Annotated in this window: 25 protein-coding genes; 14 read left to right on the top strand and 11 right to left on the bottom strand. The window is 42.6% G+C overall.

Annotated elements, in window-relative coordinates; translation table 11 throughout:
- Positions 1 to 62: 62 nt before the first annotated feature.
- Positions 63 to 521 (bottom strand): dUTP diphosphatase, encoded by a 459-nt coding sequence (gene dut, locus AACQ83_RS11680; RefSeq protein ID WP_112877831.1) that lies wholly within the window; start codon positions 519 to 521, stop codon positions 63 to 65.
- Complete coding sequence (gene coaBC, locus AACQ83_RS11675; RefSeq protein WP_112877830.1) at positions 499 to 1,716, bottom strand: bifunctional phosphopantothenoylcysteine decarboxylase/phosphopantothenate--cysteine ligase CoaBC; 1,218 nt, start codon at positions 1,714 to 1,716, stop codon at positions 499 to 501. Before coaBC ends, dut begins: the two co-directional genes overlap by 23 nt.
- Before the next feature lie 196 nt (positions 1,717 to 1,912).
- Here coaBC and radC point away from each other — a divergent pair, with 196 nt between their 5' ends.
- The 7 genes from radC (at position 1,913) to AACQ83_RS11640 (ending at position 8,133) form a co-directional block, all read left to right on the top strand.
- Positions 1,913 to 2,605, top strand: coding sequence for a RadC family protein (radC, locus tag AACQ83_RS11670; RefSeq protein ID WP_112877829.1), 693 nt, complete (start codon positions 1,913 to 1,915; stop codon positions 2,603 to 2,605).
- Between the two features lie 239 nt (positions 2,606 to 2,844).
- Positions 2,845 to 3,081, top strand: a complete 237-nt coding sequence (gene rpmB, locus AACQ83_RS11665; RefSeq protein WP_011148921.1) for a 50S ribosomal protein L28 — start codon at positions 2,845 to 2,847, stop codon at positions 3,079 to 3,081.
- A gap of 11 nt (positions 3,082 to 3,092) precedes the next feature.
- Positions 3,093 to 3,260 (top strand): 50S ribosomal protein L33, encoded by a 168-nt coding sequence (rpmG, locus tag AACQ83_RS11660; RefSeq protein WP_010847629.1) that lies wholly within the window; start codon positions 3,093 to 3,095, stop codon positions 3,258 to 3,260.
- A 297-nt stretch (positions 3,261 to 3,557) separates the two neighbouring features.
- Positions 3,558 to 4,679: a glycosyltransferase family 4 protein gene (locus AACQ83_RS11655; protein WP_112877828.1), complete on the top strand. Its 1,122-nt coding sequence runs from the start codon at positions 3,558 to 3,560 to the stop codon at positions 4,677 to 4,679.
- 188 nt (positions 4,680 to 4,867) lie between these two features.
- Entirely contained in the window at positions 4,868 to 5,878 is a 1,011-nt protein-coding gene (locus AACQ83_RS11650) for a glycosyltransferase family 9 protein (protein ID WP_112877827.1), read from the top strand.
- Positions 5,859 to 6,977 (top strand): glycosyltransferase family 4 protein, encoded by a 1,119-nt coding sequence (locus AACQ83_RS11645; protein WP_112877826.1) that lies wholly within the window; start codon positions 5,859 to 5,861, stop codon positions 6,975 to 6,977. Before AACQ83_RS11650 ends, AACQ83_RS11645 begins: the two co-directional genes overlap by 20 nt.
- The gene (locus AACQ83_RS11640) at positions 6,958 to 8,133 is read left to right on the top strand and encodes a glycosyltransferase family 4 protein (protein WP_112877825.1); all 1,176 of its coding nucleotides are present in this window, start codon (positions 6,958 to 6,960) and stop codon (positions 8,131 to 8,133) included. The genes AACQ83_RS11645 and AACQ83_RS11640 overlap by 20 nt, the downstream gene beginning before the upstream one ends.
- A 33-nt stretch (positions 8,134 to 8,166) precedes the next feature.
- On the opposite strand, the gene rfaL is transcribed toward AACQ83_RS11640, so the two are convergent.
- Complete coding sequence (gene rfaL / locus AACQ83_RS11635; protein ID WP_240000782.1) at positions 8,167 to 9,384, bottom strand: O-antigen ligase RfaL; 1,218 nt, start codon at positions 9,382 to 9,384, stop codon at positions 8,167 to 8,169.
- 119 nt (positions 9,385 to 9,503) lie between these two features.
- Between rfaL and mutM the strand changes: the two genes are divergently transcribed.
- The gene (gene mutM, locus AACQ83_RS11630; RefSeq protein ID WP_112877823.1) at positions 9,504 to 10,313 is read left to right on the top strand and encodes a bifunctional DNA-formamidopyrimidine glycosylase/DNA-(apurinic or apyrimidinic site) lyase; all 810 of its coding nucleotides are present in this window, start codon (positions 9,504 to 9,506) and stop codon (positions 10,311 to 10,313) included.
- A 73-nt stretch (positions 10,314 to 10,386) separates the two neighbouring features.
- On the opposite strand, the gene coaD is transcribed toward mutM, so the two are convergent.
- Genes coaD through waaA form a run of 3 tightly spaced genes read right to left on the bottom strand, consistent with a single transcriptional unit; the run spans position 10,387 to position 12,920 of the window.
- Entirely contained in the window at positions 10,387 to 10,869 is a 483-nt protein-coding gene (coaD, locus tag AACQ83_RS11625; RefSeq protein WP_112877822.1) for a pantetheine-phosphate adenylyltransferase, read from the bottom strand.
- Complete coding sequence (locus tag AACQ83_RS11620; RefSeq protein ID WP_112877821.1) at positions 10,869 to 11,642, bottom strand: glycosyltransferase family 2 protein; 774 nt, start codon at positions 11,640 to 11,642, stop codon at positions 10,869 to 10,871. The genes coaD and AACQ83_RS11620 overlap by 1 nt, the downstream gene beginning before the upstream one ends.
- Positions 11,643 to 12,920, bottom strand: a complete 1,278-nt coding sequence (waaA, locus tag AACQ83_RS11615) for a lipid IV(A) 3-deoxy-D-manno-octulosonic acid transferase (protein ID WP_112877820.1) — start codon at positions 12,918 to 12,920, stop codon at positions 11,643 to 11,645.
- Between the two features lie 229 nt (positions 12,921 to 13,149).
- On the opposite strand from waaA, the gene rfaQ reads away from it, so the two are divergent.
- From rfaQ to AACQ83_RS11595, 4 genes are all read left to right on the top strand, one after another.
- Entirely contained in the window at positions 13,150 to 14,214 is a 1,065-nt protein-coding gene (gene rfaQ / locus AACQ83_RS11610) for a putative lipopolysaccharide heptosyltransferase III (RefSeq protein WP_112877819.1), read from the top strand.
- Positions 14,211 to 15,344: a glycosyltransferase family 4 protein gene (locus tag AACQ83_RS11605; RefSeq protein WP_112877818.1), complete on the top strand. Its 1,134-nt coding sequence runs from the start codon at positions 14,211 to 14,213 to the stop codon at positions 15,342 to 15,344. Before rfaQ ends, AACQ83_RS11605 begins: the two co-directional genes overlap by 4 nt.
- Positions 15,341 to 16,444 carry a glycosyltransferase gene (locus AACQ83_RS11600; RefSeq protein WP_112877817.1) on the top strand — a complete coding sequence of 368 codons (1,104 nt, stop codon included), beginning with the start codon at positions 15,341 to 15,343 and terminating at the stop codon, positions 16,442 to 16,444. The genes AACQ83_RS11605 and AACQ83_RS11600 overlap by 4 nt, the downstream gene beginning before the upstream one ends.
- Positions 16,445 to 16,711: 267 nt before the next feature.
- A complete protein-coding gene (locus AACQ83_RS11595) occupies positions 16,712 to 17,683 on the top strand; it encodes a polysaccharide deacetylase family protein (protein WP_112877816.1) in 972 nt (323 codons plus the stop codon).
- 202 nt (positions 17,684 to 17,885) lie between these two features.
- Here the strand turns inward: AACQ83_RS11595 and rfaC are convergent, their stop codons facing one another.
- Genes rfaC through rfaD form a run of 3 tightly spaced genes read right to left on the bottom strand, consistent with a single transcriptional unit; the run spans position 17,886 to position 20,852 of the window.
- Entirely contained in the window at positions 17,886 to 18,854 is a 969-nt protein-coding gene (gene rfaC / locus AACQ83_RS11590) for a lipopolysaccharide heptosyltransferase RfaC (RefSeq protein ID WP_112877815.1), read from the bottom strand.
- Positions 18,854 to 19,903, bottom strand: coding sequence for an ADP-heptose--LPS heptosyltransferase RfaF (gene rfaF, locus AACQ83_RS11585; RefSeq protein ID WP_112877814.1), 1,050 nt, complete (start codon positions 19,901 to 19,903; stop codon positions 18,854 to 18,856). The genes rfaC and rfaF overlap by 1 nt, the downstream gene beginning before the upstream one ends.
- 10 nt (positions 19,904 to 19,913) lie before the next feature.
- The gene (gene rfaD, locus AACQ83_RS11580) at positions 19,914 to 20,852 is read right to left on the bottom strand and encodes an ADP-glyceromanno-heptose 6-epimerase (RefSeq protein ID WP_112877813.1); all 939 of its coding nucleotides are present in this window, start codon (positions 20,850 to 20,852) and stop codon (positions 19,914 to 19,916) included.
- Positions 20,853 to 21,085: 233 nt separating this feature from the next.
- Here rfaD and kbl point away from each other — a divergent pair, with 233 nt between their 5' ends.
- Positions 21,086 to 22,282 (top strand): glycine C-acetyltransferase, encoded by a 1,197-nt coding sequence (kbl, locus tag AACQ83_RS11575; RefSeq protein WP_112877812.1) that lies wholly within the window; start codon positions 21,086 to 21,088, stop codon positions 22,280 to 22,282.
- Positions 22,283 to 22,291: 9 nt separating this feature from the next.
- Positions 22,292 to 23,317 (top strand): L-threonine 3-dehydrogenase, encoded by a 1,026-nt coding sequence (tdh, locus tag AACQ83_RS11570; protein ID WP_112877811.1) that lies wholly within the window; start codon positions 22,292 to 22,294, stop codon positions 23,315 to 23,317.
- Between the two features lie 133 nt (positions 23,318 to 23,450).
- Here the strand turns inward: tdh and AACQ83_RS11565 are convergent, their stop codons facing one another.
- Together AACQ83_RS11565 and envC are read right to left on the bottom strand one after the other, a co-directional pair.
- Positions 23,451 to 24,362: a divergent polysaccharide deacetylase family protein gene (locus AACQ83_RS11565; protein ID WP_240000781.1), complete on the bottom strand. Its 912-nt coding sequence runs from the start codon at positions 24,360 to 24,362 to the stop codon at positions 23,451 to 23,453.
- A 4-nt stretch (positions 24,363 to 24,366) separates the two neighbouring features.
- Positions 24,367 to 25,674 (bottom strand): murein hydrolase activator EnvC, encoded by a 1,308-nt coding sequence (gene envC, locus AACQ83_RS11560; RefSeq protein WP_112877809.1) that lies wholly within the window; start codon positions 25,672 to 25,674, stop codon positions 24,367 to 24,369.
- Positions 25,675 to 25,736: the final 62 nt, after the last annotated feature.

Below are 25,736 nucleotides of genomic sequence, written 5' to 3'. Positions count from 1 at the left end.
TCAATGGCATTTTGAGCAAAGAATATGATAATGGGTTAAATGGTATTAGGTTTTACAGAGATTTATTGGCGACCGGAATGACCAAAACCACCGCCGCCTCTTTCGCTGGCTTCAAAATCTTCTACCAGATTAAATTGAGCCTGAACGACGGGTACAAAAACCATCTGAGCGATACGTTCGCCTGGTTGGATAGTGAAAGCTTTATCACCACGATTCCAGACGGAAACCATTAGCTGACCTTGGTAATCAGAATCGATCAAACCCACCAGATTACCCAGAACGACACCATGTTTATGTCCAAGGCCTGAACGGGGCAGAATAACGGCTGCCAGTTGTTCATCACCAATATGAATAGCAAGCCCGGTTGGAAGCAGTTCTGTTTGGCCTGGAGCTAGTTCTATCGCGTTGTCAAGGCAAGCGCGTAAATCTAAACCTGCGGAGCCTGGCGTGGCGTAAGTTGGCAAAGGAAATTCCTTCCCGATACGTGGGTCAAGAATTTTAACGTCGATTTTTTTCATCATAGCGTCTGACTATCTCGTCTAATAAATGGTGGCTAAGTAATAACTTATTACTATGAGGTAAGCGGATTTCTCCCTCATGCCAGAACAAATGTAATGCATTAGTATCACTGTTAAAGCCGTGGCCGGTAAGGGATACATCATTTGCACAAATCAGATCCAAATGTTTTTGGTTCAGTTTTTTTCGTGCGTATTCTTCCACATTCTGGGTTTCAGCCGCAAATCCAACCACAAAAGGGCGGTTTTCTTGTATTGCTGCTACATTGGCAACAATATCCGGGTTTTTGATCAGGGTAAAAGTGATCTCATCACCCTGTTTTTTAATTTTTTCTGAGGCAATCTGTTTAGCGCGATAGTCTGCAACCGCAGCACAACCAATGAAGATATTCTGTGAACCCGCTATTGCCTGTACTTGTTCGTTCATTTCCAGAGCGCTGGTGACGTCGATTCGTTTGACTCCCGGGGGTGTCGGTAAATTAACGGGGCCAGTGATCAGGGTGACTTCTGCACCACGTGTTGCCGCAGCTTGGGCGATAGCAAACCCCATTTTGCCGGAGCTGTGATTACTGATAAAGCGGACGGGATCCAGCGCTTCACGGGTTGGTCCGGCGGTAATAGCAAGTTTTAGGTGAGCTAAATCTTGGCTTGCTTGAAAATGTTGTTCAGCGAGTTCGACAATCTCCGTAGGATTTAGCATCCTGCCGGGACCAACGTCACCACAAGCTTGGCTGCCGTTATCCGGTCCCCACAGGAGAACGCCCCGTTCTTCAAGGCGCTTGAGATTATGTTGTGTTACCTGAGCTAGAAACATTTGTTGATTCATTGCGGGTACGGCGGCAATTGGGGCTGGGGAGGCCAAACAGACCGTTGTTACGAGATCATTTGCCATACCGACTACCAGGCGCGCCAGTAAATCAGCGGTAGCAGGGGCGAGAATAATCAGATCAGCCCATTTACCAAGTTCAATATGCCCCATAGCAGCTTCTGCTGCCGGATCTAACAAGTCATCGGAAACGGGATAACCAGAAACCGCCTGCAACGTCATTGGTGTAATAAACGCTTCTGCTGCTGGTGTCATCACTACACGTACTTGAGCGCCGCGATCACGCAGGCGGCGTACTAGCTCGGGCGTTTTGTAAGCGGCTATTCCTCCGCTGATACCGAGCACAATCTGTTTGCCGGAAAGTCCTGCCATCATGATTGTCCGAATATTAAGTTGCAAGGGTCAAGATTTTATCACAAGAGATTACAGAGTTGAGCAGAGTCTGAACTTTGATTGTAAAAAAGGATAAATTTGCGAGCGGCTACGCAGCTCCTGAATATGATATTCGCCCTGATGTTTAAGGCATGGAATACTGTTTGTATCAGGTGAAATAGGGCAGGGAGATGAATATATGGAAGTTGATATCGCTGAAAATACAGGAGAAATATATTCAAATTTAGCTCCCAGAGAAAAATTGTTGGCTTATGGCTCGGTTTCTCTGACAGATGCTGAGTTACTGGCTATTTTTTTACGTACCGGAACCAGAGGATTGCCTGTTTTACGAATGGCTGAATTTCTACTAAAAGAATTTGGGTCTCTGTACCATTTACTCTCTGCTGACTATGACACTTTTTGTGCTCATAAAGGGATGGGATTAGCCAAATATGCACAATTACAGGCTATTGCAGAATTGGCAAAGCGTTTTTTTTCCAGCCAGTTCGTACATGAAGATATTATGAGTAGTCCAAGTGTGACTCAAGAGTATTTGCAAAACCTATTATCAGGGCGTGATAGGGAAATATTTGTTGTGTTGTTTCTCAATAATCAAAATAGAGTCATCTGTCATGAGGAAATGTTTAAAGGCACAATCAATAAAGTTGAAGTTCATCCTCGTGAAATTGTCCGATCGGCGATAAAGGTGAATGCTTCATCCATTATTTTGGCCCATAATCATCCATCAGGTCATGCGGAGCCAAGTTTGGCAGATAAGATTGTTACAGATAAAGTGATTGATGCCTGTAATTTGGTTGGTGTAAAAGTGCTGGATCATCTGGTTATTGGCCGGCAATGTTGTGTTTCATTTGCTGAGCGAGGATGGATTTAGCTAACTTTTTCAAGATCCTTATGGATCTTTGGTTGTGCGGGACTTGAGCGTCAGCGATTGAGGGCGTATACTACGCCACCTTTGAGGATCTTTGGTTTGGCGAGAAGAGCCTATCTCAGCACATTTTCTGAGTAAATGTGAGTCTTTTCAGTGGAATTTGCTGAGATGGGCTCCTAAGCCTGACGAGGCGGCCATACCCAATACAAAGCTCGAGCTGATTTGATTTTTGGAGAATAGACATGTCCCGAGTCTGCCAAGTTACTGGCAAACGCCCGATGAGTGGTAACAACCGCTCTCATGCATTGAATGCGACTAAGCGTCGTTTTCTGCCTAACCTGCATTCCCACCGTTTCTGGGTTGAGTCCGAGAAGCGTTTTGTGACTCTGCGTGTATCTGTTAAAGGTATGCGTGTGATTGATAAGAAGGGTATCGATGCAGTTTTGGCTGAGCTTCGTACCCGCGGTGAGAAGTACTAAGGAGCTGAAAAATGGCTAAAGGTATTCGCGATAAAATTAAGCTAGTTTCTTCGGCTGGTACTGGTCACTTCTATACCACTACGAAGAACAAGCGTACTATGCCTGAGAAACTGGAAATGAAAAAATTTGATCCAGTTGTTCGTCAGCATGTTATGTATAAAGAAGCCAAGATTAAATAATTTTGGTTGATTTGATAAAAACCCGGCCTAGGCTGGGTTTTTTGTTGTCTGAAGAGTTTTAACAGATATTCACTGATTCTTCTCTACATTTCATATATACCCTATTGATTTCAAGATGCATCGCGACGGCAAGGGAGTGAATCCCCGGGAGCATAGCAAACTATGTGACCGGGGTGAGCGAGTGCAGCCAACAAAGAGGCAACTTGAAAGATGACGGGTATATATCCTGTTATTCGTAGACGTAAGATACTGTTTCGCTATACTAACGCCTTCCGGTAGGCTGGATATGAAACCGAAATGACTAAAGAAAAATTAAATATTTTACATACAGAATCATCTTGTGGTTGGGGTGGTCAGGAGATCCGAATCCTGACGGAATCCCAAGGAATGATAAAACGTGGACACAAGGTGGTTATTGTCTGTTGTCCTAGTTCTAATATCTACCGTGAAGCAAAATCTTATGGTGTGCCGGCCGTAGCCCTGCCGATTGAAAAAAAGCGGCTGTCCTGCTTTCTTGCTATGCGTCGTTGGTTGAAAAAAGAAGGCCGTCAATTTGACGTTATTAATACACATAGCTCGACGGATGCATGGTTGGTTGCTGTGGCTTGTGCAACGTTAAGGCATATGCCGCCAATGGTTAGAACCAGGCATGTTTCTACTCATGTTTCTAATTCAATATCAACTCGTTGGTTGTATCTGAAAGCGTGCCGGCATATTGCGACTACAGGTGAGAAACTACGCCAACATCTGCATGCCAATAATCGTTATCCATTACAGCATATGACATCAGTGCCTACCGGCATCGATTTAGATCGTTTCCGACCGGAAGATAAGAAAGTTTGCCGTCAACGGATTGGGATTCAAGATAGACCGACATTAGGTGTTGTTGCGACCATGAGAACCTGGAAAGGGCATCGCTATCTGTTGGAAAGCTGGAAAGTTCTGCACCAGAAATATCCTGATTGGCAACTGTTGTTTGTTGGTGATGGTCCACAACGTAAATCATTGGAACCTTTAGTAAAGCGAGAAGGTTTGTCAAACAGTGTCATTTTTTTAGGTAACCGTCAGGATGTTCCTGATTGTTTGAATGCGATGGATTTATTTGCATTACCTTCTTTTGGTAATGAAGGCGTGCCACAAGGCATTATGCAAGCAATGGCGTGTGGGATACCTGTTGTATCAACCTCCGTTGGTGCAATTACCGAAGCGGTAGTTGATGGTGAAACGGGTTATATCGTGGAACCCAGAAATACAGAGTTATTGACGAAAAGTTTAGAGTTGTTGATTCATAATAATGAATTGCGTTTGCAATTCAGTCATTCTTCATTAGAGCGTGCAATGGCTTTATTTGGCATGGATAATATGTTGGATAAAATGGAAAATATCTTTTTTCACAGCATTAAAGGTAAAAAACGTTAACATTATTTAGGATTTATTCTGGTCCTTATTCTTTGGCTTATGGTTTTAGGTAATGTTCAACTTATTGATATTAAATTACTTTAAAGTTGATTATTAGTTAAATCACCTTGTTGTGGTCAATCGTATACAAAATGGTTTTTTTGTATATTTTGTTGAATCTTATGGCAGATTAATTAGATAATTGTCTTATGCAGACCAAGAATATTCTGGTCATTGTTATAGCACGTTTCGGTGATACCTTACTGGTAACGCCGGTGATCCGTGCTTTAAAGCAGAAATGGCCTAATGCGAATATTGATGTTATGGCTCATAAAAGGACTAAACAGATCCTTGAAAATACAAGTGATATCAATAAATTGACTGCTTTTTCGAAAGGTAAGGCAAAATGGTGTGGTTGGTTTACCCGTAAACATTATGATCTGGCTTTAGTATATAGTGACGATAAACCTTTATTGCAGTATGCGAAACGTAAATCACGCTTAACGGTTTCATTTTCAGATAAGTCCGCGTTGCGATCTGATTGGCTGGCTGTGGAAAAGCCAAAGGTGTTGATGCCAGCTCAACAGGAACGGGCCATGCTTGCTAGCGCGGTAGATGTTGAGGTCAATGACTGGCGGTTGAATTATTGTGTGAGTGAAAAGGAGTTACACTTTGCTGGTGGTTTTATACGGCAATATCATTTAGAGAACAAGCTCCTGATTGGTTTTCAGTTACAAAGTTTCCCGGCAAAAGCTTATCGTGATTGGCCGATTGAACATTTTTACCAATTAGCGCAACACATTTGTAGCCGTTATCCCCAGTCACATATTATGTTATTAGGCAGTGTTGACGGTAAAATTGCTGCACAGTCACTGGCAAAAAGGTTAGGGGCTGAAAAGTGTACTTCATTGGTTGGTAGACTGACAATGCGACAGAATGCAGCAATAATGAGTCAACTTGATTTGTACATTGGTGTTGATACAGGGCCGACACACTTAGCCGGCGCGATGGTTGCTATGTATCATAGTTTCCACCCAGGCCGCTTTTTGGCACCTCAACAGCATTCGCATTTGGTGGTTATTGAACATCCGGTTCACTATATGCAAGCCACACGCAAAGACTCGATGTCTGCAATATCTGTTGAACAAGTCTGGCAGGCAACGCAAAAGTTACTAGAAACTAAGTTGTCAGGAAGAAAAGATGAAAATAGGTTTGGTTGATGTCACGGTAACTATGTCTTACGGTGGTATTCAGACGGCAGTCTGGGAACTTGCGAAAGCGTTGGCTGATGCCGGTCATGAGATCCATATTTTTGGTGGAAAGGGTGATGTTCAACCAGAACTCAATGGGAGAGCAATCCAGGTTCACACTTTTCCATTTATTCCCAGGGAGAAAGTCATTAACATTGGTCGACGTTTTCAACGTATTATTGAACGTTACTCATTTGCTCGCCATGCTCGCGATACAGTTGTTACTGAGGATTTTGACTGGGTTATTCTGACTAAGCCATTTGATTTTTTCTGGCCTCGAATGATGCCAAAAGAGAGCCGTACTAAATTTTGCTATATGAGCGGCGGCACCAGTTTTTTCAAGGGTGACAGAAAGCTGAGTAAGCGAATTTCAGCTTGGGTGGCATGCAGCCATTTTAATGCCTGGCAGATTCAGCACCATTTTAAACAATTCCCGAAGGTGGTTTACAATGGTGTTGATATTAATAAATTCAGGCCGATAGACTCTTCTGTCAGAACTCGTCTTGGGATCAGTGATAAAACATTTTTGCTGACCTTTGCCGGCAGGTTGGTTGGCTGGAAAGGCATGCATGTTGCTATTGATGCAATGGCTCAGCTACAGGATAAAGATGTTAAATTGCTGATCATCGGGTCAGGTGAAGATCTGAAACGCTTAGAAAAGCGGGTTGCGCTATTACGGCTGGAAAAACAGATAATTTTCCATCCACCGGTAGGACATGATCAGTTGCCTGAATATTATGCTGCTGGTGATGCCGGGATTTTCCCCAGTATTGGTGATGAAGCGTTTGGTATCACAATTGCGGAAGCGATGGCGTGTGGCAGACCGGTGATTGCTAGTTATATTGGAGGCATACCTGAAGTTGTCGGTAACGAAAATAATTCGGGTATTTTAGTCACGCCAGGCGATGCTTCAGCAATTGCCGATGCGGTTAATTTTTTATTGTCTCAACCAGACAGGGGGCAAAAAATGGGAAAAGCAGCTCGTCAACGGATTGAAACAATGTATACCTGGGAGCATTCGGCAAATCGTTTACTGAAAGCGATAAATAATGAAGATTGCTTATATTGATCCCTACCCGGTTCCTGATTATCGGGTAGCATCATTGCAAATTTTGCAGAATGTTGATGCGTTTGCTCGCCAAGGAGCCTGCGTATATCTGGTTACGCCTGAAGGTAAAAATACCGCAGAAGAGATCTTGGGGCGCCCATTATCACCATCAGTTAGACTGATATCTTTACGCAATATCCGGCGTAAATGGTATTTTCCATTCAATACCCAAAAAATGTTCTATTTCCAGGTTTCCCATTGGTTGAAGAGAAATGGGGTAGATGCCGTTTTTACCCGTAATCTGAAAATGGCAAAGTATTTATTGTGTGAACATCCAGAAATTCCGCTATTTTTTGAAAGTCATGAGATTTTTGCCCAATCATTTAAAGAATCGCATGATTTAAGTGAAAATAAAAATCAGCGTAAATATCAGAAGCTGAGAGAAATTGAACACTTTGTTTATCGTCAGTCCAGGATTATTTTCGTTCTGACGTCGTTACTCAGTGATGATATTATTAGTGAATATAATGTCAGCACGCTAATAGTTATTGCGCCAGATGGTGTGGACATGTTGGCAGTCGAGTCGATGTCATTAGATAAACGTGTATCAGGCGACGGTGAATTACCAACTCAGATCCTTTATTTGGGCAGCTTGCATCGTTGGAAAGGTGTTCCAACGGCGATCAAAGCGATGGCTTACCTTGAGAATGCAGTATTGAATATTGCTGGTGGTGAACCAGGGCAAATTCAGCAATTGCGGCAGATTGCTCAGCAAATGGGGGTTGGCGATAAAATCAATTTTCTTGGGTTTATTCAACCTAAATTACGTTTTCAGATAATTGCAGATAATGATATTTGTCTGTTGCCATTAACTAAAACCAGCATTGGCAGTCGCTATACTTCGCCACTAAAATTATTTGAATATATGGCGATGGATAAGCCTGTGGTTATCTCTGATTTTCTTTCTATTCGTGATGTGGCTGATGAAAATGCGGTCAGTTTTGCTGACAGTGAGAATGCAGAAAGTTTTGCTCAACAGATTCAGTTACTGAGGGATAATCCAGAAAAAGTTAAGTCACAAGTTAGTTATGCAAAAATGTTGGTGATAGAGCGTTTTAATTGGGAGCAGAGAGCAAAGCTTATTATGCAGACAATATCAAAGGATATTTCTGCATAATAATCGGTTTGATAATATAGCTGAGATATCTGGTTAATCGTTTTTCTGCTGATATAGAGCAATCATCAGGCCGAATAGAATACCTATTTCATTGATATAGGTATTTTCAAAGGCTCCTCGGACAATAAACAATCCGATAAATCCCGTCAGTAGAATAATACTGGCCTGCTTTATTACACCATTGTTACGGCTAATAATATGGCTACTTGTGTACAGCGCTGAGAAGGTCATCAGTAAAGTGGTAATCAAACCAATGATTCCACCGGCAAACCAGAGTGCCAGAAAGATATTGTGGGGGCCGATGGATGTGCGATATATCCAGTCTGGATAGTCAGCAACTCGTTCATTGTAGACCTTATGATAGACTTTATTGCCATAACCGTAGCCTTTAATCGGGTTCTCTAGAATCAACTCAAAAGCAGTCCCTTGTGTGCCATTTTTATAACGATGGCTGCTATCAGTTTGAGTAAGTTTCCAAAATAATAATTGAGTATTTTCATTAGTTATTATCGTAGTGTGAGAAAGCACAACTGAAAAACTAAGGATTAAACTCGCTATTATGGTCAGCTTCCATTCCCGATTAATGATGATGATAAAAGCAGTGATGACGGCAATGGCGACCCAAGCGCCACGAGCTAAGGTACCTAATAACAAAAACAGACTGATAGCGGAAGCAACAGCCAGTATCAGCCAACTCACTAAGGTATGTTTCTTCCACAATGCCCAAGTACAAAGTAAGACCGGAAAATAGAAAATAAAACCGTAAGAAAATTCTCGGTGGTTGAAGTTAGTAAAAGGCATTTCACCTTTATTGTAGTTAATAATGTATTTGCCAATATCAGTTAGGCATATTGCTAGCATACCAATGGCAAATGAGTACAGAATCATCTTGGCAATACTTTCTTTATTTTCTTTGTACAGTACCACAGGAAAAGTAAAACTGAACAATAATAGCCCATTTAAGATAGGTTTATTCATCTCTTGAAAACTCAATGCAGGATTGACGGAAATTGCTACTGAATAGAACATTGCTACGATGAATAATAGAATGGATAGAAACAGTGAATTACGCATGGAGCGCATCACTTGACGAAAATCTGTCACTAGGTAGGTTAGTGCTGTAATGCCAATAAGCACGATAACCAGATTTTTATATCTCGTTATATCAGGTAGATAAACAAGGGCTATATAAATCCCAATGATGGATAAATTCCATAATGACCTTTTATCATGACTTTTAATATTAAACATATTCATCAATCTGCTTTCATTTCTGTTGAGTTTAGTTGGAAATAATACATGAAAAGATTATCTTAATCTGCTCAGATGCAATAGAGTTTAAGCAATATACATAGTTAGGAGTTATCACCATGCCAGAACTACCAGAAGTAGAAACCAGCCGGAGGGGAATAGAGCCACATCTGGTAGGGAATGTGATCCAGTATGCGGTAGTCAGGAATGGTCGGTTACGTTGGCCGGTGGCGGAAGAAATTATGAAGTTGAGTGACCAGCTTGTGCTTAGCATTCAACGCCGGGCCAAATATTTGCTGATTGAACTGGCAAGTGGTTGGATTATTGTCCATTTGGGGATGTCGGGCAGCTTGCGTATCTTGCCAGAGGAACGCCCTGCGGAGAAACACGATCATGTGGATTTAGTGATGGCAGATGGTAAGGTTTTGCGTTATACCGATCCCAGACGATTTGGTGCGTGGTTATGGAGTGATGATCTTGAGCGGTGCTCGGTATTGGCTCATTTAGGGCCTGAGCCACTTTCTGATGATTTTAATGGTTCTTATCTCTACACCCGATCAAGTAATAAAAAAACCTTGATTAAACCTTGGCTAATGGATAACAAACTGGTTGTTGGCGTTGGTAATATCTATGCAAATGAAGCGTTGTTTACTGCCCATATTCAGCCAGATCGTCCCGCGCATACTTTAACTGAGCGTGAAGCTAATTTACTGGCGGAAACGATTAAGACGGTTCTACAACGCTCTATTGAGCGGGGTGGTACGACACTCAGAGATTTCCTGCAATCTGATGGTAAACCGGGCTATTTTGCTCAGGAATTGTTTGTTTATGGCAGAGCAGGAGAACCATGCCGAATTTGTGGTGAAAAAATAGAGAGTATTAAGCTTGGGCAGCGCGGTACTTTCTTTTGCCGTCACTGTCAGTATTAGTTGATATCGGATAGTTAGGAGGCGTTGCATAGGGAATATTCTACTTTGTGCCGCCTCCAGTGAACGGAGTAAATTACTTGCCCAGTTTTTTTAGCATGGCTTGGGCGACAGGTTCTGGCAGGAATGATGAGATATCGCCATCGTGGAGAGCGACATCTTTAATCAAGGATGAAGAGATAAACGAGAGATTTTGTGATGGCAGCAGAAAAACGCTCTCTAATTCTGGCATAAAGTGGCGGTTCATATTGGCAAGCTGCCATTCATACTCAAAATCAGATACTGAACGAAGGCCACGGATAAGGATATTGGCTTGCTGTTTTTTGGCGAAATTAGCCATCAATTCACAAAAACCTACCACCTCTACATTATCCAAATGTGAGGTCACCTCTTTTGCCAGGGTAATGCGCTCATCCAGAGTAAACATAGGATTCTTTCTGGCACTGTTGGCAATAGCAAATAGAACATGGTCAAACATATCTGCGGCGCGGGTGACGATATCGATATGACCGTAGGTAACAGGATCAAATGTTCCGGGATAAATGGCTTTGGTTTTCATCAATTTTTACCCTTTTGTTGTCTCTTTTCCCACAATGCGACGTACTTATTAAACGTATATTGAGCATTGACAATAGCCAATACTAACCCTTGTTTACCATCAAGAAAGCCAGCTCGCAACAGCCAGGTTTTAAAAAAAGCCCCAAAAGTGTGACTGAAAATTGAGAAATAACCGCACTGTTTACCTTGTTCATAGCGCTGTTCTGCCCAGGCTTTAGCATAATTTAGCTGTTTTCTCTGAAATTCCATCAAATCACGGCAAGTAAGATGAAGTAAATCCCCTTGCAAAATAACGACTGGAGCGCCATGAGTTTCAAGGGATTCATGAACTTGATTATCATTGTATTGATAACGATCACGGGCGTAGAGACGAATGACCCTATCTGGGTACCAGCCGCTGTGTTTCATAAAGCGGTCAAGGAACAAGTTACGGCGGGCACAACTGTAGACTTTATTGTTATCAATATGTGCCAGAGTCTGTTCTATGGATGCTCTGAGTTCTGATGTTACGCGTTCATCAGTATCGATCATAAAAATATAATCGCCAGAAGCGTATTGCTGAGCTAGCTGACGCTGACGACCAAATCCCGGCCAGTGAGTATTGGAGAATACTTTTGCACCCATTGCCTGTGCTATTTGGCAGGTATCGTCTGAACTACCAGAATCGAGTACGATGATTTCATCAGCCCAACGGACTGAGGTCAGACAATCTGCTATCAGATCCGCTGAATTCTTAGCGATCATGACAACGGAAAGACGTTTTTTGTCACTCATTCAGTGGCTCCGAGGTGGGAGATAGGGTTCCAGCAGTTTAAGTAGACGTTGAAGAGCCCCCTGATTTTCATGCAGTACTTCTGCTGCGTGGCGACCATAATACAGACGATAATCTTCGTCAGTCAGTAAACTATTGATCTCGGTGAATAAAGAGTGGCTGTCCGTAACGGTAATCAGACCATTAGCCTGATTCAGCTTGGTGCAGATATCCTTAAAGTTAAAGGTATGAGGACCCATCAGCACCGGAATAGCATGGGCTGCCGCTTCTAGCGGGTTGTGGCCGCCACGCTCAACCAGGCTGCCACCAACAAAAGCCAGATCGGCAATACCATAGAGCAGCATCAGTTCTCCCATCGTATTGCCGATAACTACCTGAATATTGGCGTCAGGGATTTTATCAGAACTGCGAAGAATATAGCTGAGTCCGGCTTTCTTTGTTAATTCTTCAGCTTTAATAAAACGTTCAGGGTGGCGTGGTACTAGGATCAGCAGCAGGCTTGGACATTGTTTCAGTAACTTGCAATGAGCATCTAGCATAATACTCTCTTCTCCATCATGGGTGCTGGTGGCTATCCAGACAGGACGGCGAGCAGCCCATTGGCGCCGTAATGTCACTGCTTTGGCTGCCAATTCAGGTGTTACTGAGATATCGAATTTCAAACTGCCAGTGATAGTCAGTTGAGAGCGTTTTAGACCCAGCTCAACAAAACGTTCACCATCTTCCGGATTCTGAGCGGCAATTAAGGTAATGCTGCGCAAAATTGTTTTTATGAAATTCCCTACTTTTTGATATCCCTCAGCGGAACGTGCAGACAAACGGGCATTAGCAATGACCAGAGGAATGTTACGTTGGTGAAGTTGGAAAATCAGATTAGGCCAAAGTTCTGTTTCCATAATAATGACTAACTTTGGATTAACTTGATTGAGAAAGCGCTCCATAGAACCGGGGAGATCGTATGGCAAATAGACGTGATGAACATCATTTCCCAGAGCAGAAAGCACTCTTTCTGAACCCGTTGGCGTCATCGTTGTCACGGTAATCGGTAAAAAAGGATAGTGATGGCGCAAGGCTCTGACTAAAGGGATGGCGGCCAACGTTTCACCAACGGAAACAGAATGGAGCAGGATGCCTCCAGCGGCAACTTTACCGGCACAGAAACCGTAGCGTTCACCCCAGCGCTGACGGTAAGCAGGGGCTTGGCGGCTGCGGAGCAATAAACGCAACCAAATCAGAGGTTGGATAAGGTAGAGAAGTACCTGATATAAACGCAGTAACATTCTATCAAATTCACTTATATAAATTAGTGTCAATAGTATCACATTGCTTCAAAGAAAGTATGAAAATGCGTATGGCTTCTAGGATCTGAACAGAATTGGAGAGGTAAATTAGGATTTTTGCGTAAGATCGTGCTTCTATTATATGTGAAGGTAGAGTGGATTTTTTGCAGCTTCTGCACATGGTTGCGGCAGTTTTCTCTTTTATCTGTATCTTTATACTGGGAATGCAATGAGTAAATTACACACTCAATTTGACCGTATTCTAATAATAAAGTTACGACATCATGGTGATGTATTATTAATTACACCAGTTATTAATACCCTTAAGGATAATTATCCAGCGGTGGAAATTGATGTTTTACTCTACAAAGAAACCGAACCAATATTGGCTGATTTTTCTGCTGTGGCTAATCTATTTTCTATAGATAGACAATGGAAGAAACAGGGAATTAAAACACATTTGGGTCATGAATGGAGATTGCTTAAACGATTAAGGCATCGTCAATACGACCTGGTTATTAATCTTACTGATCAATGGTATAGTGCATTTTTGACCCGATTTACTGGCGCAAAAGTGCGTATTGGGTTTGATTTAGCAAAACGACGCAGCCTATTTTGGAAAAAATGTTTCACAAATCTTGTGCTGACAGAGCATAGTCAGTTTTTGCATATTGTTGAGCAAAATTTGTCAGCTCTTTCGCTGTTAAATCTTCCGTTAATCAACACTACAGTGACGATGAGTTACCGCCAGCAGGATAAAGAGGCTGTTTTGATGCTTCTTGATAAGCATGGTGTAGATCAAAAATATATTGTTGTGCAGCCAACATCCCGCTGGTTTTTTAAATGTTGGGATGAAAAAAAGATGAGCGAAACGATTAATGCATTGCAGTCTGATGGTTGGGCAATCGTTGTTACCTCCGGGCCAGATCGTAAGGAGGAAGAGATGGTAGAGAAGATTTTATCAAATTGCCCAAAAGAGAGAGTGATTTCTTTTGCCGGCCAATTAACTTTGCCTCAACTTGCAGCGCTGATTGATGGGGCCAATTTATTCATCGGGATGGATTCTGTTGCTATGCATATGGCAGCTGCGTTAAAAACACCGGGTATCGCTTTATTTGGGCCATCAAAGTTAGTATTCTGGCGTCCGTGGGAAGCGAAAGGTGAAGTTATTTGGGCTGGTGATTATGGTGATTTACCTGATCCTGATGATGTTGATACTAAAACGGATATACGTTATCTGAATGTCATTCCCAGTGAGATGGTTATTGCTGCCGCCCGGAGAAATTTATTATGAAATTAGTACGTCTTGCGATTGTTCGGCAGAAATATCGTCCGGATGGTGGTGCAGAACGTTTTGTCTCCCGTGCCTTAGAGGCTTTAGGGAATGAAAATTTGGAGCTTAACGTTATTACGCGTTCCTGGCAGGGAGACGTTAATCCTGATTGGCATGTTCATTTAGCAAATCCTCATAAATGGGGGCGCATCAGCCGTGAGAGAGGATTTGCCAAAGCTGCCAAAACAATATGGGAACAAGAGCAATTTGATCTTGTTCAAAGTCATGAACGCATTGCCGGTTGTGATATTTATCGTGCGGGTGACGGTGTTCATCAGCGCTGGCTACAGCAGCGTGCGCGTGTTTTATCTCCTTGGCGGAGCAAATTACTTTTTACGAGTCGTTACCATCGTTATGTGATGGATGCTGAGCAAAAGATGTATTCTGCACCGGAATTAAAAATGGTTATTTGTAACTCGGAAATGGTAAAAAGGGAGGTCATGACGGATTTTGGGCTTTCTGAGGAAAAAATATCGGTTATTTATAATTCGATAGACAATAAACAATTTTTCCCGGCAACGGAATCTCAGAGAACACAATTAAGGAAAGAGCATAACCTTCCCTTGCAGGCTAAATGTTTAATTTATGTTGGTTCGGGGTTTGAGCGAAAGGGATTAAAAGCCGCGATTCAGGCAGTGAGTGCAACTGATGCTTATTTAATAGTTGTGGGGCAGGATAAAGAAGAGAAGAAATATAAGCAGTTAGCTAATTCACTGGGATGTAATGAGCGCATTAGGTTTATGGGAGTCCAGAAAAGGACATTGCCTTTTTATCAGCTTGCAGATGGTTTGTTGCTACCGACCTTATATGATCCGTTTCCAAATGTGATACTGGAGGCAATGGCTTGCGGGCTTCCGGTAATAACCAGTACGACATGTGGTGGTGCTGAATTTATTACCTCTGGGAATAACGGGTTTGTATGTGATGCTTTGGCTGTTTCAGATATTACGGAAGCTATTCAGAATACGCCTTCGGATCATTTGAATAATAAAATGTCAGAATTAGCGAGAACAGGAATACTCTGTTATACACCGGAACATTTATCACAACAGCTCATTGGATTATACGAAAAGGTGCTCTCATCATCATGAAAGGACATATATTATTTATCATTGATGGATTACCTGGAGGCGGTGCGGAAAATGTCACTATCCGGCTTTGTGATGGCCTGCAACAGAGAGGATATGATGTTACGCTGCTCTCTTTGGCAGAGAAATGTGAATATTCAGTACCGAGTGGTATTGAACTGATCATTGATGTTGATGGATACAGAGGGCCTTTTAGAAGACAGACTGAGATTTGCCGTAGGGCTAAATCTATGGATAAGGTTTTAGAAAAAGTTTTTCTTCGCAAGGGAATCCCTACGCTGATTGTCTCAAACTTGCATAAAACTGATCGTATTGTCGTGCAATCAAAAGTGTTAGCGGGGTTAAATGTATGGTTTTGTATTCATGGCGTATTTTCAAACTCATATCTTGGTAATAAGACGGGATTATCTCGCTGGATCAAGAAACAAAAAATCAAGTGGACATATAATAACCGGAATTTAATTTGTGTATCTGATGCTGTAGGGAAAGATTTAAAGAATAATTTGTTACTTACGCCTAATGAAATAGTGACGATTTATAACCCTTTCAACATCCCAGATATTAAAGAAAAATCTCTGCAAAATAACCTATATTCGGATGAAACCTATTTATTACATGTTGGTAGATTTCACCGGGTTAAGCGGCATGATCGTTTATTAGAAGCGTTTGCAAAAGCAGATATTCCATGTAAATTATTGATTGTTGGCCACGGAGATGAGGCTATTACTCAACAGATAAAGCAGAAGATTGTGGATTTAAACTTACAGTCTAAAGTTATTTTAACGGGATTCCTTGAAAATCCATTACCTGTTATCCGTGGAGCTAAAGCGGTTGTTTTGAGTTCTGACAGTGAAGGATTAGGGAATGTGTTAATTGAATCGTTGATTTGTGATACCCCCATTGTCAGCACGATGTGCCCAGGTGGCGTTAATGAAATTATGGTTGGTGAGTTGGAAAAATATAAATCAGAACTGACAGTTGATTCGTTTGCAGAAAAAATGAAGTTTGTCTATTATGAACCGCCTGTAATTACCAAGGATATGTATAAGAAGTTTGATTTAGATATTATTTTGGCAAAATATTTATCCTTAATGAAGAAGTAAGAATGGTTATATGTACTTTTCAAGTTTGGTTATTAGGATAAGTTAATGGATAAAAAAAGTTCCAGAAATTAAGAGAACTTAATAGAAGAAAAAACAATTTCCCGAAAGTTCTAACATTTCATAGCGTTTTTTTATTGATAAGATTAGATACGAAATATAGGATTTAATGAGATATAGAACTGCTATATATATGATAAGATAATTGCACTATTTCATAGATCTGCGTACTATAAAACCATCATTTTATTCTATTGTGGGCATATTCTGATGACTCGACCTGCATTTATTATCACTATTGATACTGAGGGTGATGACCTGTGGCAAAATCACGGTCAGATCTCGACAAAAAATACTCATTATTTACCAAGATTTCAGCGCTTATGTGAACGTTTTGGTTTTAAGCCAGTTTGGTTGACGAACTATGAAATGGCAATGGATGATTTATATATTGAATTTGCTAAAGATGTTATTGCCAGAGGACAGGGGGAAATTGGTATGCATTTACATGCCTGGAATAATCCACCACTTGTTCCTCTTACCGACGATGACATGCATTATAAACCTTATCTGATTGAATTTCCAAAAGAACAAGTTAGAGCCAAAATTGATCTGATGACTAAGTTATTGGAAGACAAACTACAGATTAAAATATTAAGCCATCGGGCAGGTCGTTGGGCATTTAATGAATATTATGCTGAATTGCTGGTGGAATATGGTTATCAAGTCGATTGTTCAGTAACACCACGGGTTAATTGGCGTTTCACCAAAGGCGATCCTAATGGCAACGGTGGAACTGATTATCGTCACTTTCCATCTTATGCCTATTTTGTGGATTTGCAGAATATTGCTAAAGAAGGTGACTCTTCTTTGCTGGAAGTTCCTATGAGTATTCAATATAAGCACTCTGCGCTGATGAATTTCCTTAAACAGAAATATGATAGCTTACGAGGGAAACAGCGTTCTCCATCTGTTAACTGGTTAAGACCAAAAGGAGGCAATTTGGAACAAATGAAAAAAGTTGTCCAACAGACATTAGCAGAAGGCAGTGATTATATTGAATTTATGTTGCATTCATCTGAATTTATGCCTGGTGGTAGCCCGACATTTAAAAATGAAGAACAGATTGAATTACTTTATCAAGATCTGGAGGCACTCTTTAACTACTTACAGCCACAGGTTCGAGGAATGACATTGGCTGAATATTATCAATTTAAGAAGTCATCACGATTAATAAAATAGAGATTCACTTATACCCTATGGATTTCAAGATGCATCGCGACGGCAAGGGAACGAATCCCCGGGAGCATAGATAACGATGTGACCGGGGTGAGTGCAGCCAACAAAGAGGCAACTTGAAAGATGACGGGTATAATTTTGGGCAGATAATACTGCCCAAATTGGGTGAAATAGGCGTCTGCCAGAAACGCCTCAGATTTAATAATTAATCAGCTATATTTTTTTGAAGATGAGCTAATACTTTCGATGGTGTAATACTTTTGATATTCCCATCTTCCGCTTTTAAAGATATTTGTTCCTTGCCATAACCACCAATGAGTCCTGGATCTGTCGGACCAAACAACGTGATATTAGGGCGATCCAATGCGGCAGTGAGATGGCTCAGGCCAGTATCAACGGAAACAACCGCTTTTGCACCGGCCAACTCTTGGGCGACTTGTGCCAAAGTCAGCTTTGGTAATACTTCCACATGAGAGAAGTTTTCCGCCAGTCTCAGCGCACGTTGGTATTCATGTTCTGCGCCCCAAGGGAGCTTAATTTTCATACCCGTTGGCTGAATTTCAGCAATAAGTTGTCTCCAATGGCTTTCCGGCCAATGTTTTTCATCGCGAGTGGTGGCATGGAGAAAAACCAGATAATCGCCCTGATTTTCTAATTTCTGCTTTAAAAAGTGACTGGCAATCCCATAATCGCCCTGTGCCGCCGGTTTGGTATAACCCAGGCTGACAGCAAACAGTTTTCGAATGCGCTCTACGGCGTGCTGTTGCTTGCTGACCGCATGACAGCAATCATAAAAAAAACTCGCTAATGGCTCACGGATACTTTTGCGGTTGTAACCATGTTTAGGACCATAAGCGAGTCGGGTTACCAGAAATGCACTTTTTAATAACCCTTGAGCATCGATGATGGCATCATATTGATGTAATTTTAATTTTTCTTTGAATAAACGACGTTCTGCACGAATTTCTGGGCTAAACCAGTTTTTACGCCAGCGGCGAATAGCAACAGGAATAATTTGATCAACCGCACTATGCCAGCCGGGGATTTGAGCAAAACCTTCCTCTACTACCCAATCAAAACGGACGTCAGGTAAGTTTCTTTCTGCATCAGTCAGTGCAGGGAGCGAGTGGAGGACATCGCCCATAGAAGAAGTTTTGACCAATAAAACCCGCATTAACTCTGGTTCTCCGCTTGTAATAATTTTTCTAGAGAAGTGATAACTTGCTCTGGCTGAATATCAATCAGACTCTGGTGATAGCCATGTGCACTGTCACCTTTTCTGACTTTATGATAGCCAGTAATAAGACGGATAACTTCCGCTTTATCGGATAATGGTGGAGTAAAATCTGGGCTACTTGGGCCGTAAAGCGCAACCAGAGGGCGATTAAGTGCTGCGGCAACATGCATCAAGCCAGAATCGTTGGTCACAATGGCATCACAGGCCGCGATAATATTGACTGCCTGTTCAAGAGAGGTTTGTCCGGCAAGATTGATACAGTGTTCACAGGCTTCTTTAGTCAGTGAGTTGCGGATATCCTCTCCACCTTCGTGATCTTTGACAGAGCCAAAGAGCAGAATTTGATACCCCTTTTTAGTAATAAGCTGTTGAGCTAACGCGGCATAGTGATAATGCGGCCAGCGTTTCGCCGGGCCAAATTCTGCGCCGGGGCAAAAACCGATGATAGGCCGATGATCAGAAATATTGAATGCCGCGGTGGATTCAGCAATATCTTCGTCACTGACATCCAGTTGAGGCCAAAGTAATGGTTGAGGCAGCTCTGCCGCACTACTGGGTTTTGCATCGTAAGCCAATGCGGCATAGCGTTGAACCATTAATGGGAAGGCTTCTTTATTCAATGTACGAATATCATTGAGCAATCCATATCTCATTTCACCACGCCAGCCAGCACGCAGAGGAATATTGGCGAAGAAAGGCACCAAGGCAGATTTGAAAGAATTGGGTAGCACATAAGCGCGATGATATTTACGTTCACGCAGGGCGATCCCCAAACGGCGGCGTTCACCCAATGCCAGTGCGCCATGTCCTAATGGCATAGCTAATGCTTGATTGACCTCCGGCATTTTGTCCAGCAGTGGGCGGCACCAGGCTGGAGCCATCACATCAATTTCTGCATTAGGATGCAAAGCCTTTAACGTCCGGTAAAGGCTTTGCGACATCATCATGTCACCCACCCACGAGGGGCCGATTACCAATATTTTCATAGTGAGTAGATTACTTATCCTGATTGAGCCAATGCATATATTCCGTTACCCCTTCGGCAACGGTTTTGAATGGCTTATCATAACCCGCCGCGCGAAGTTTGGTCAGATCTGCTTGCGTGAAACGCTGATAACGACCTTTCAGATGTTCAGGGAAATCAATATGCTCAACAGTGAGAGATTTATCTTTATGGCATTCAACAACCGCATCTGCAACCGCCTGGAAAGATTCAGCACGACCCGTTCCACAGTTATAAATACCGGAAACGCCGTTTTTCCAGAACCAAAGATTAACCGCAGCGGCATCACCAACATAAATAAAATCACGTTGAAAGCCTTCACTGCCGGCGAATAGTTTTGGGTTTTGTCCCTGATTGATTTGATTATTCAAATGAAAGGCAACGCTAGCCATACTGCCTTTATGCCCTTCACGTGGTCCATACACATTGAAATAACGGAAACCACAAATTTGTGAATCAGCTTGAGGCAGGATCTCCCGGACATATTGGTCGAATAGAAATTTAGAGTAACCATAAATATTGAGCGGTTTCTCATATTGACGTTCTTCGATAAAATTATCAGTACGGCCGCCATAGGTTGCTGCTGAGGAGGCGTACAGGAAAGGAGTGCCGCGTTCAAGGCAATAATGCAGCAATTCTTTGGAATATTGATAGTTATTATCCATCATATATTTGCCATCCCACTCGGTTGTGGATGAGCAAGCGCCTTCATGGAAAATAGCGTCAATATCACCGAAGTCATCACCGGCCAGAATACTGGCAATAAACTCTTCCTTGTCCATGTAATCAGCAATATCCAAGTCAGCCAGATTGATGAACTTAGTACCATCTTTCAGATTATCTACGACCAGAATATCTTTATATCCTTCGTCATTTAGTGCTTTGACAATATTGCTACCAATAAATCCAGCACCGCCAGTGACAATAATCATCCGACTCACCTCTACAATCGGGTTAATGAAGCAAATTGCTTCTATAATAACATCTAACATCCATGACGACAGCAGCTTAAGCAGGGGAATATACTGAAATATTATGGTTATTCAGGTTGCATGGCGTGACGGGTACAGCAAAGTTAATATTATCTGCCTGATAGAGTCGTCAGTTGCCTGATCAATGAGTAAAATGTGTAATGACCCTTCATTTATAAATCAGGAGAAAATAAATGTCAGCATCATTTTATCAGCAAATTAATGAACAATTAGAACAGGCCCATTCTGAAGGGTTATTTAAAAATGAACGTATCATCACTTCTGCACAAAATGCTGACATTGCTGTAGCCGATGGCAGCTATGTTATTAACTTCTGCGCAAATAACTACTTAGGTTTGGCTAATCACCCTGATCTTATTGCGGCTGCTAAAGCGGGAATGGATAGCCACGGTTTTGGTATGGCATCTGTTCGCTTCATTTGCGGGACTCAGGATACTCATAAAGAGCTGGAGAGAAAACTGGCGGAATTTTTGGGTATGGAAGATGCCATTCTTTATTCTTCTTGTTTTGATGCTAATGGCGGTCTATTTGAAACGCTGTTTGGGCCGGAAGATGCCATTATCTCTGATGCGTTGAACCACGCTTCTATTATTGATGGTGTCCGTTTATGCAAAGCGAAGCGTTATCGCTATGCTAATAATGATATGCAGGAACTGAGAGCACAATTAGAGCAAGCGAAAGCAGATAATGCACGTCATATTGTGATTGCAACCGATGGTGTGTTCTCAATGGATGGTGTGATTGCTGATTTGAAGTCTATCTGTGATCTGGCTGATGAATTTGATGCAATGGTTATGGTGGATGACTCCCATGCTGTTGGTTTTGTTGGCGCTCATGGCCGTGGTACTCACGAATATTGTGACGTAATGGATCGCATTGACATCATTACCGGTACACTCGGTAAAGCGTTGGGTGGTGCCTCCGGTGGCTATACCGCAGCGCGTAAAGAAGTTGTTGAGTGGTTGCGTCAGCGTTCACGTCCATATTTGTTCTCTAACTCACTGGCGCCAGCGATTGTCGCGGCATCCATTAAGGTGCTGGATATGCTGAAAGAGGGAGATGCATTGCGTGATCGTCTGTGGAAGAACGCTAACCTGTTCCGTGAAAAAATGACAGCAGCAGGTTTCACTTTAGCAGGGGCTGACCACGCGATCATTCCGGTCATGTTAGGTGATGCAAAATTGGCACAGGAATTTGCCGCAGAATTACTGAAAGAAGGCATTTATGTTACCGGTTTCTTCTATCCGGTAGTCCCTAAAAATCAGGCCCGTATCCGCACGCAAATGTCAGCAGCGCATACGGAAGAGCAAATTGAACGCGCAGTTGCGGCGTTCACGCGAATTGGTAAGCAATTGAACGTAATTGCATAAGGCATCTCTATGAAAGCATTGTCAAAGTTAAAAGCAGAAGAAGGCATCTGGATGACTGATGTGCCTGAGCCAGAGTTGGGGCACAATGATGTGATGATCAAAATCCGTAAAACGGCGATTTGTGGTACGGATGTACACATCTATAACTGGGATGACTGGTCGCAAAAAACCATTCCTGTACCGATGGTTGTCGGTCATGAGTATGTTGGTGAAGTCGTTGCTATTGGTCAGGAAGTAAAGGGTTTTAAAATTGGTGACCGAGTGTCTGGCGAAGGGCATATTACTTGTGGTTACTGCCGTAACTGTCGTGGCGGCCGCACTCACTTATGCCGTAATACCATTGGCGTAGGGGTAAACCGCCCCGGTTGTTTTGCTCAATATCTGGTTATTCCTGCATTTAATGCATTCAAAATCCCAGATAACATCTCTGATGAACTGGCTTCTATTTTTGACCCATTTGGCAATGCTGTTCACACCGCGCTTTCATTTGATCTGGTTGGTGAGGATGTGCTGGTTTCTGGTGCAGGCCCCATTGGTATTATGGCTGCGGCAGTCTGTAAACATGTTGGTGCGCGTCATGTTGTTATCACAGATGTTAACGAATATCGCCTTGAGCTGGCACGTAAAATGGGAGTCACCCGTGCGGTGAACGTCAGCAAGGAAAGTCTGACCGATGTCATGGCAGAATTGGGCATGACGGAAGGCTTTGATGTTGGCTTGGAAATGTCCGGCGCTCCGGCGGCGTTTCGTACCTTATTAAATACCATGAATCACGGCGGCCGTGTGGCGTTGTTGGGCATTCCTTCATCAGATATGGCAATTGATTGGAATCAGGTGATTTTCAAAGGCTTGTTTATCAAAGGTATTTATGGCCGTGAAATGTTTGAAACCTGGTACAAAATGGCGACATTGATTCAGTCTGGTTTGGATTTGACTCCCATTATCACTCACCGGTTCTCTATTGATGATTTCCAGAAAGGCTTTGACATCATGCGTTCAGGGCAGTCTGGTAAAGTTATTCTGAACTGGGATTAATCAGTAAAGTTACTACTAAGATTGACAGGCGCTTTTAGTTTTTGAGCGCCTGTTTAAGGCATTAGCAATATTGCAAGCTATTATCGAATAAATAGAAATAACAAGATAATTGGCTATTTCTTAAAATGAGCTTCTATTCTGTTTTATCCTGAGACTTATCTCCAGTTAGTTTCTGGATATATCGGCTCACCGTGTTCACAATAGGATTATCAATCAGAGTGTCGCCAATAACCGCCAGATAATCTTGGCTGGTAACTGTAATGGGGGCCTCTTTTATTTCACACAGCTTGCCCCATTTATGGTGATTACCCCCAACAGGTTTGCCGCTTAACAACCTACTTGGGCTGACTAACTCAATATCCGCAGGAAGCGTTGGCAGCATCTGTTGTAATGCGCGAATGGTTGTTGAATGAGGATGGCCGATAGCAATAGCGGAACCATTTTTACGAGCAATGGAAATCGCGCGATTTAACTGATGGCGGGTTTCTGCTTCTGATTGCACATCATCCAGAAAAATATCACGGCGGATAACGCGAACAGGTGTGCCTTGCGCGGCCTTTGTTGCCTGAGTATTGCCAATCGTCACGCTGTCGAGAAAATAGAAGTTATAACGAGACAGTGATCGCATCACTTTCTGCATTCCCGGCAAGCTTGAAGTCATCGCGCTGCCCATATGGTTATTGATTCCTACAGCATAAGGGACTTTTTGTATTGCACGTTGGATGATATGGTCAATTTCTTCACTGCTCATGGTTGGCTGGAGAGTATCCGGTTCTAGCAGTTGCTTACTTAAAGGTGCCATTGGCAGGTGGATTAAGATTTCCCGTCCTTGTTTATATGCTTTTTCAGCCATTGCCCTGCCATGTGGTGAATCCGGCAAAATGGCGATAGAGATTGCAACAGGCATCTGCAATATTTTGTTTTCATTATGAGGACGGTAGCCAAAATCATCGATAACAATAGCCAGACGGGCAGCACTGGCTTGTAGGCTCAAAAGTAACAGGGCGGTAGTACCAATGAGTTTTGCGAACTTGCGTTGTCTCACCTGATTATCTCCCAAGCCACGGTTGTGGGTTTACCGCTCTTCCCTGACGGCGAATTTCAAAATAGAGTGCCGGTTGCTGCTGACCGCCACTGTTACCGACTAACGCAATAGGTTGTCCGGCACGAACTTGCTGACCGACACTGACCAGGGCACTCTGATTATAGCCATAGAGACTCATATCACCTTTACCGTGCTCTATAACGACAACCAGCCCATAGCCTTGCAACCAGTCAGCCAGCAGCACCCGGCCATCGGATATCGCTTTGACTTCAGTACCTTCTGTGGCCGAAATTACCATGCCTTTCCAGCGTAATTCGCCTTGCAGCGCTTCACCAAACTCATGTATCACCTTACCGTGGACAGGCCAGATTGCCTGACCGGCCGGACGGCCAAGGCCACCGGTACGCGCCATTAGTGCGCGCTCATCTTCAGTTGGCTTGTAGCTGGAACCTTTTTTCTGTGCTTGCTTCTGTTTCGCTGCAATCTGAGCACGGACCCGGGCAGCTTCTTTGGCTTCTCGTTCAGCACGTGCTTTCGCTTCTCGTTCTGCCTTAGCGATTTTATCTCGCAGACGGGTTTCATTTTGTTTTAGTTCAGCGAGATTTTTTTGGTCTTTCTTTAAGGAAGACTCCAGCTCAGTCAGGGTTTTCTGCCTGGCGTTGCGGGCTACTTCCATTTGTTGTTTCTGTTGTTGTTGCTCAGTCAGAACTTGCTTTTGCTCTTCCTGTTTCTGTTGCTCCAGTTTTTTTTGTTCAGTTAAATCAACGGCGGTTTGTTCAAGTTGCACAATGGTGTCCTGACGGGCTTGATTAAGGTAGCTATAATAAGCGAGTATACGCTCTCCTCTCTTACCCTCCTCTCCTCTGAACATGAGTTCAAGCCCTTGATGTTGCCCTTGACGAAATGCGGCATCCAGTTGGCGTGCCAGCATATCTCGTTGCGCTTTTTGTTGTTTTTCCAGTTTTTTGATATTGGAGACTAGAGCGGTAATCTCTTTATTCAGCTTACTGAGTTGAGTTTGAGTGTTGTGTAGGGATTGACCAATTTTGGAAATGGTATTTTCCTGATCTTTTAGCTGATTTAGCAAAGAACTACGTTTTTGCTGCTGTTGTTGCACACTTTTCTCTTTCTCCGCGATGTCTTGTTGGAGATCTTTCAGTTGATTTTTATTGGCGATAATTTGATTTGCAAAGGTATTAAAGCTGAAAATAACAAATAGGAAAGCATAGAACAATGAGGCACAGATATTATTTCGCCATGAGTTCTGATTGCGCCGATAATTACGGCTATGTATTTCCTTGTTGTCAGCCATTTCTGTAAATATACCTTGCTACTGTATGCACTAGATTATTTCATGATGAACAAAGAGTTACC

It is taken from the genome of Photorhabdus sp. S10-54 (genome assembly GCF_963878145.1).
GTDB classification, from domain to species: Bacteria; Pseudomonadota; Gammaproteobacteria; order Enterobacterales; family Enterobacteriaceae; genus Photorhabdus; species Photorhabdus kayaii.
This window is presented reverse-complemented; position numbering and strand designations above follow the sequence as displayed.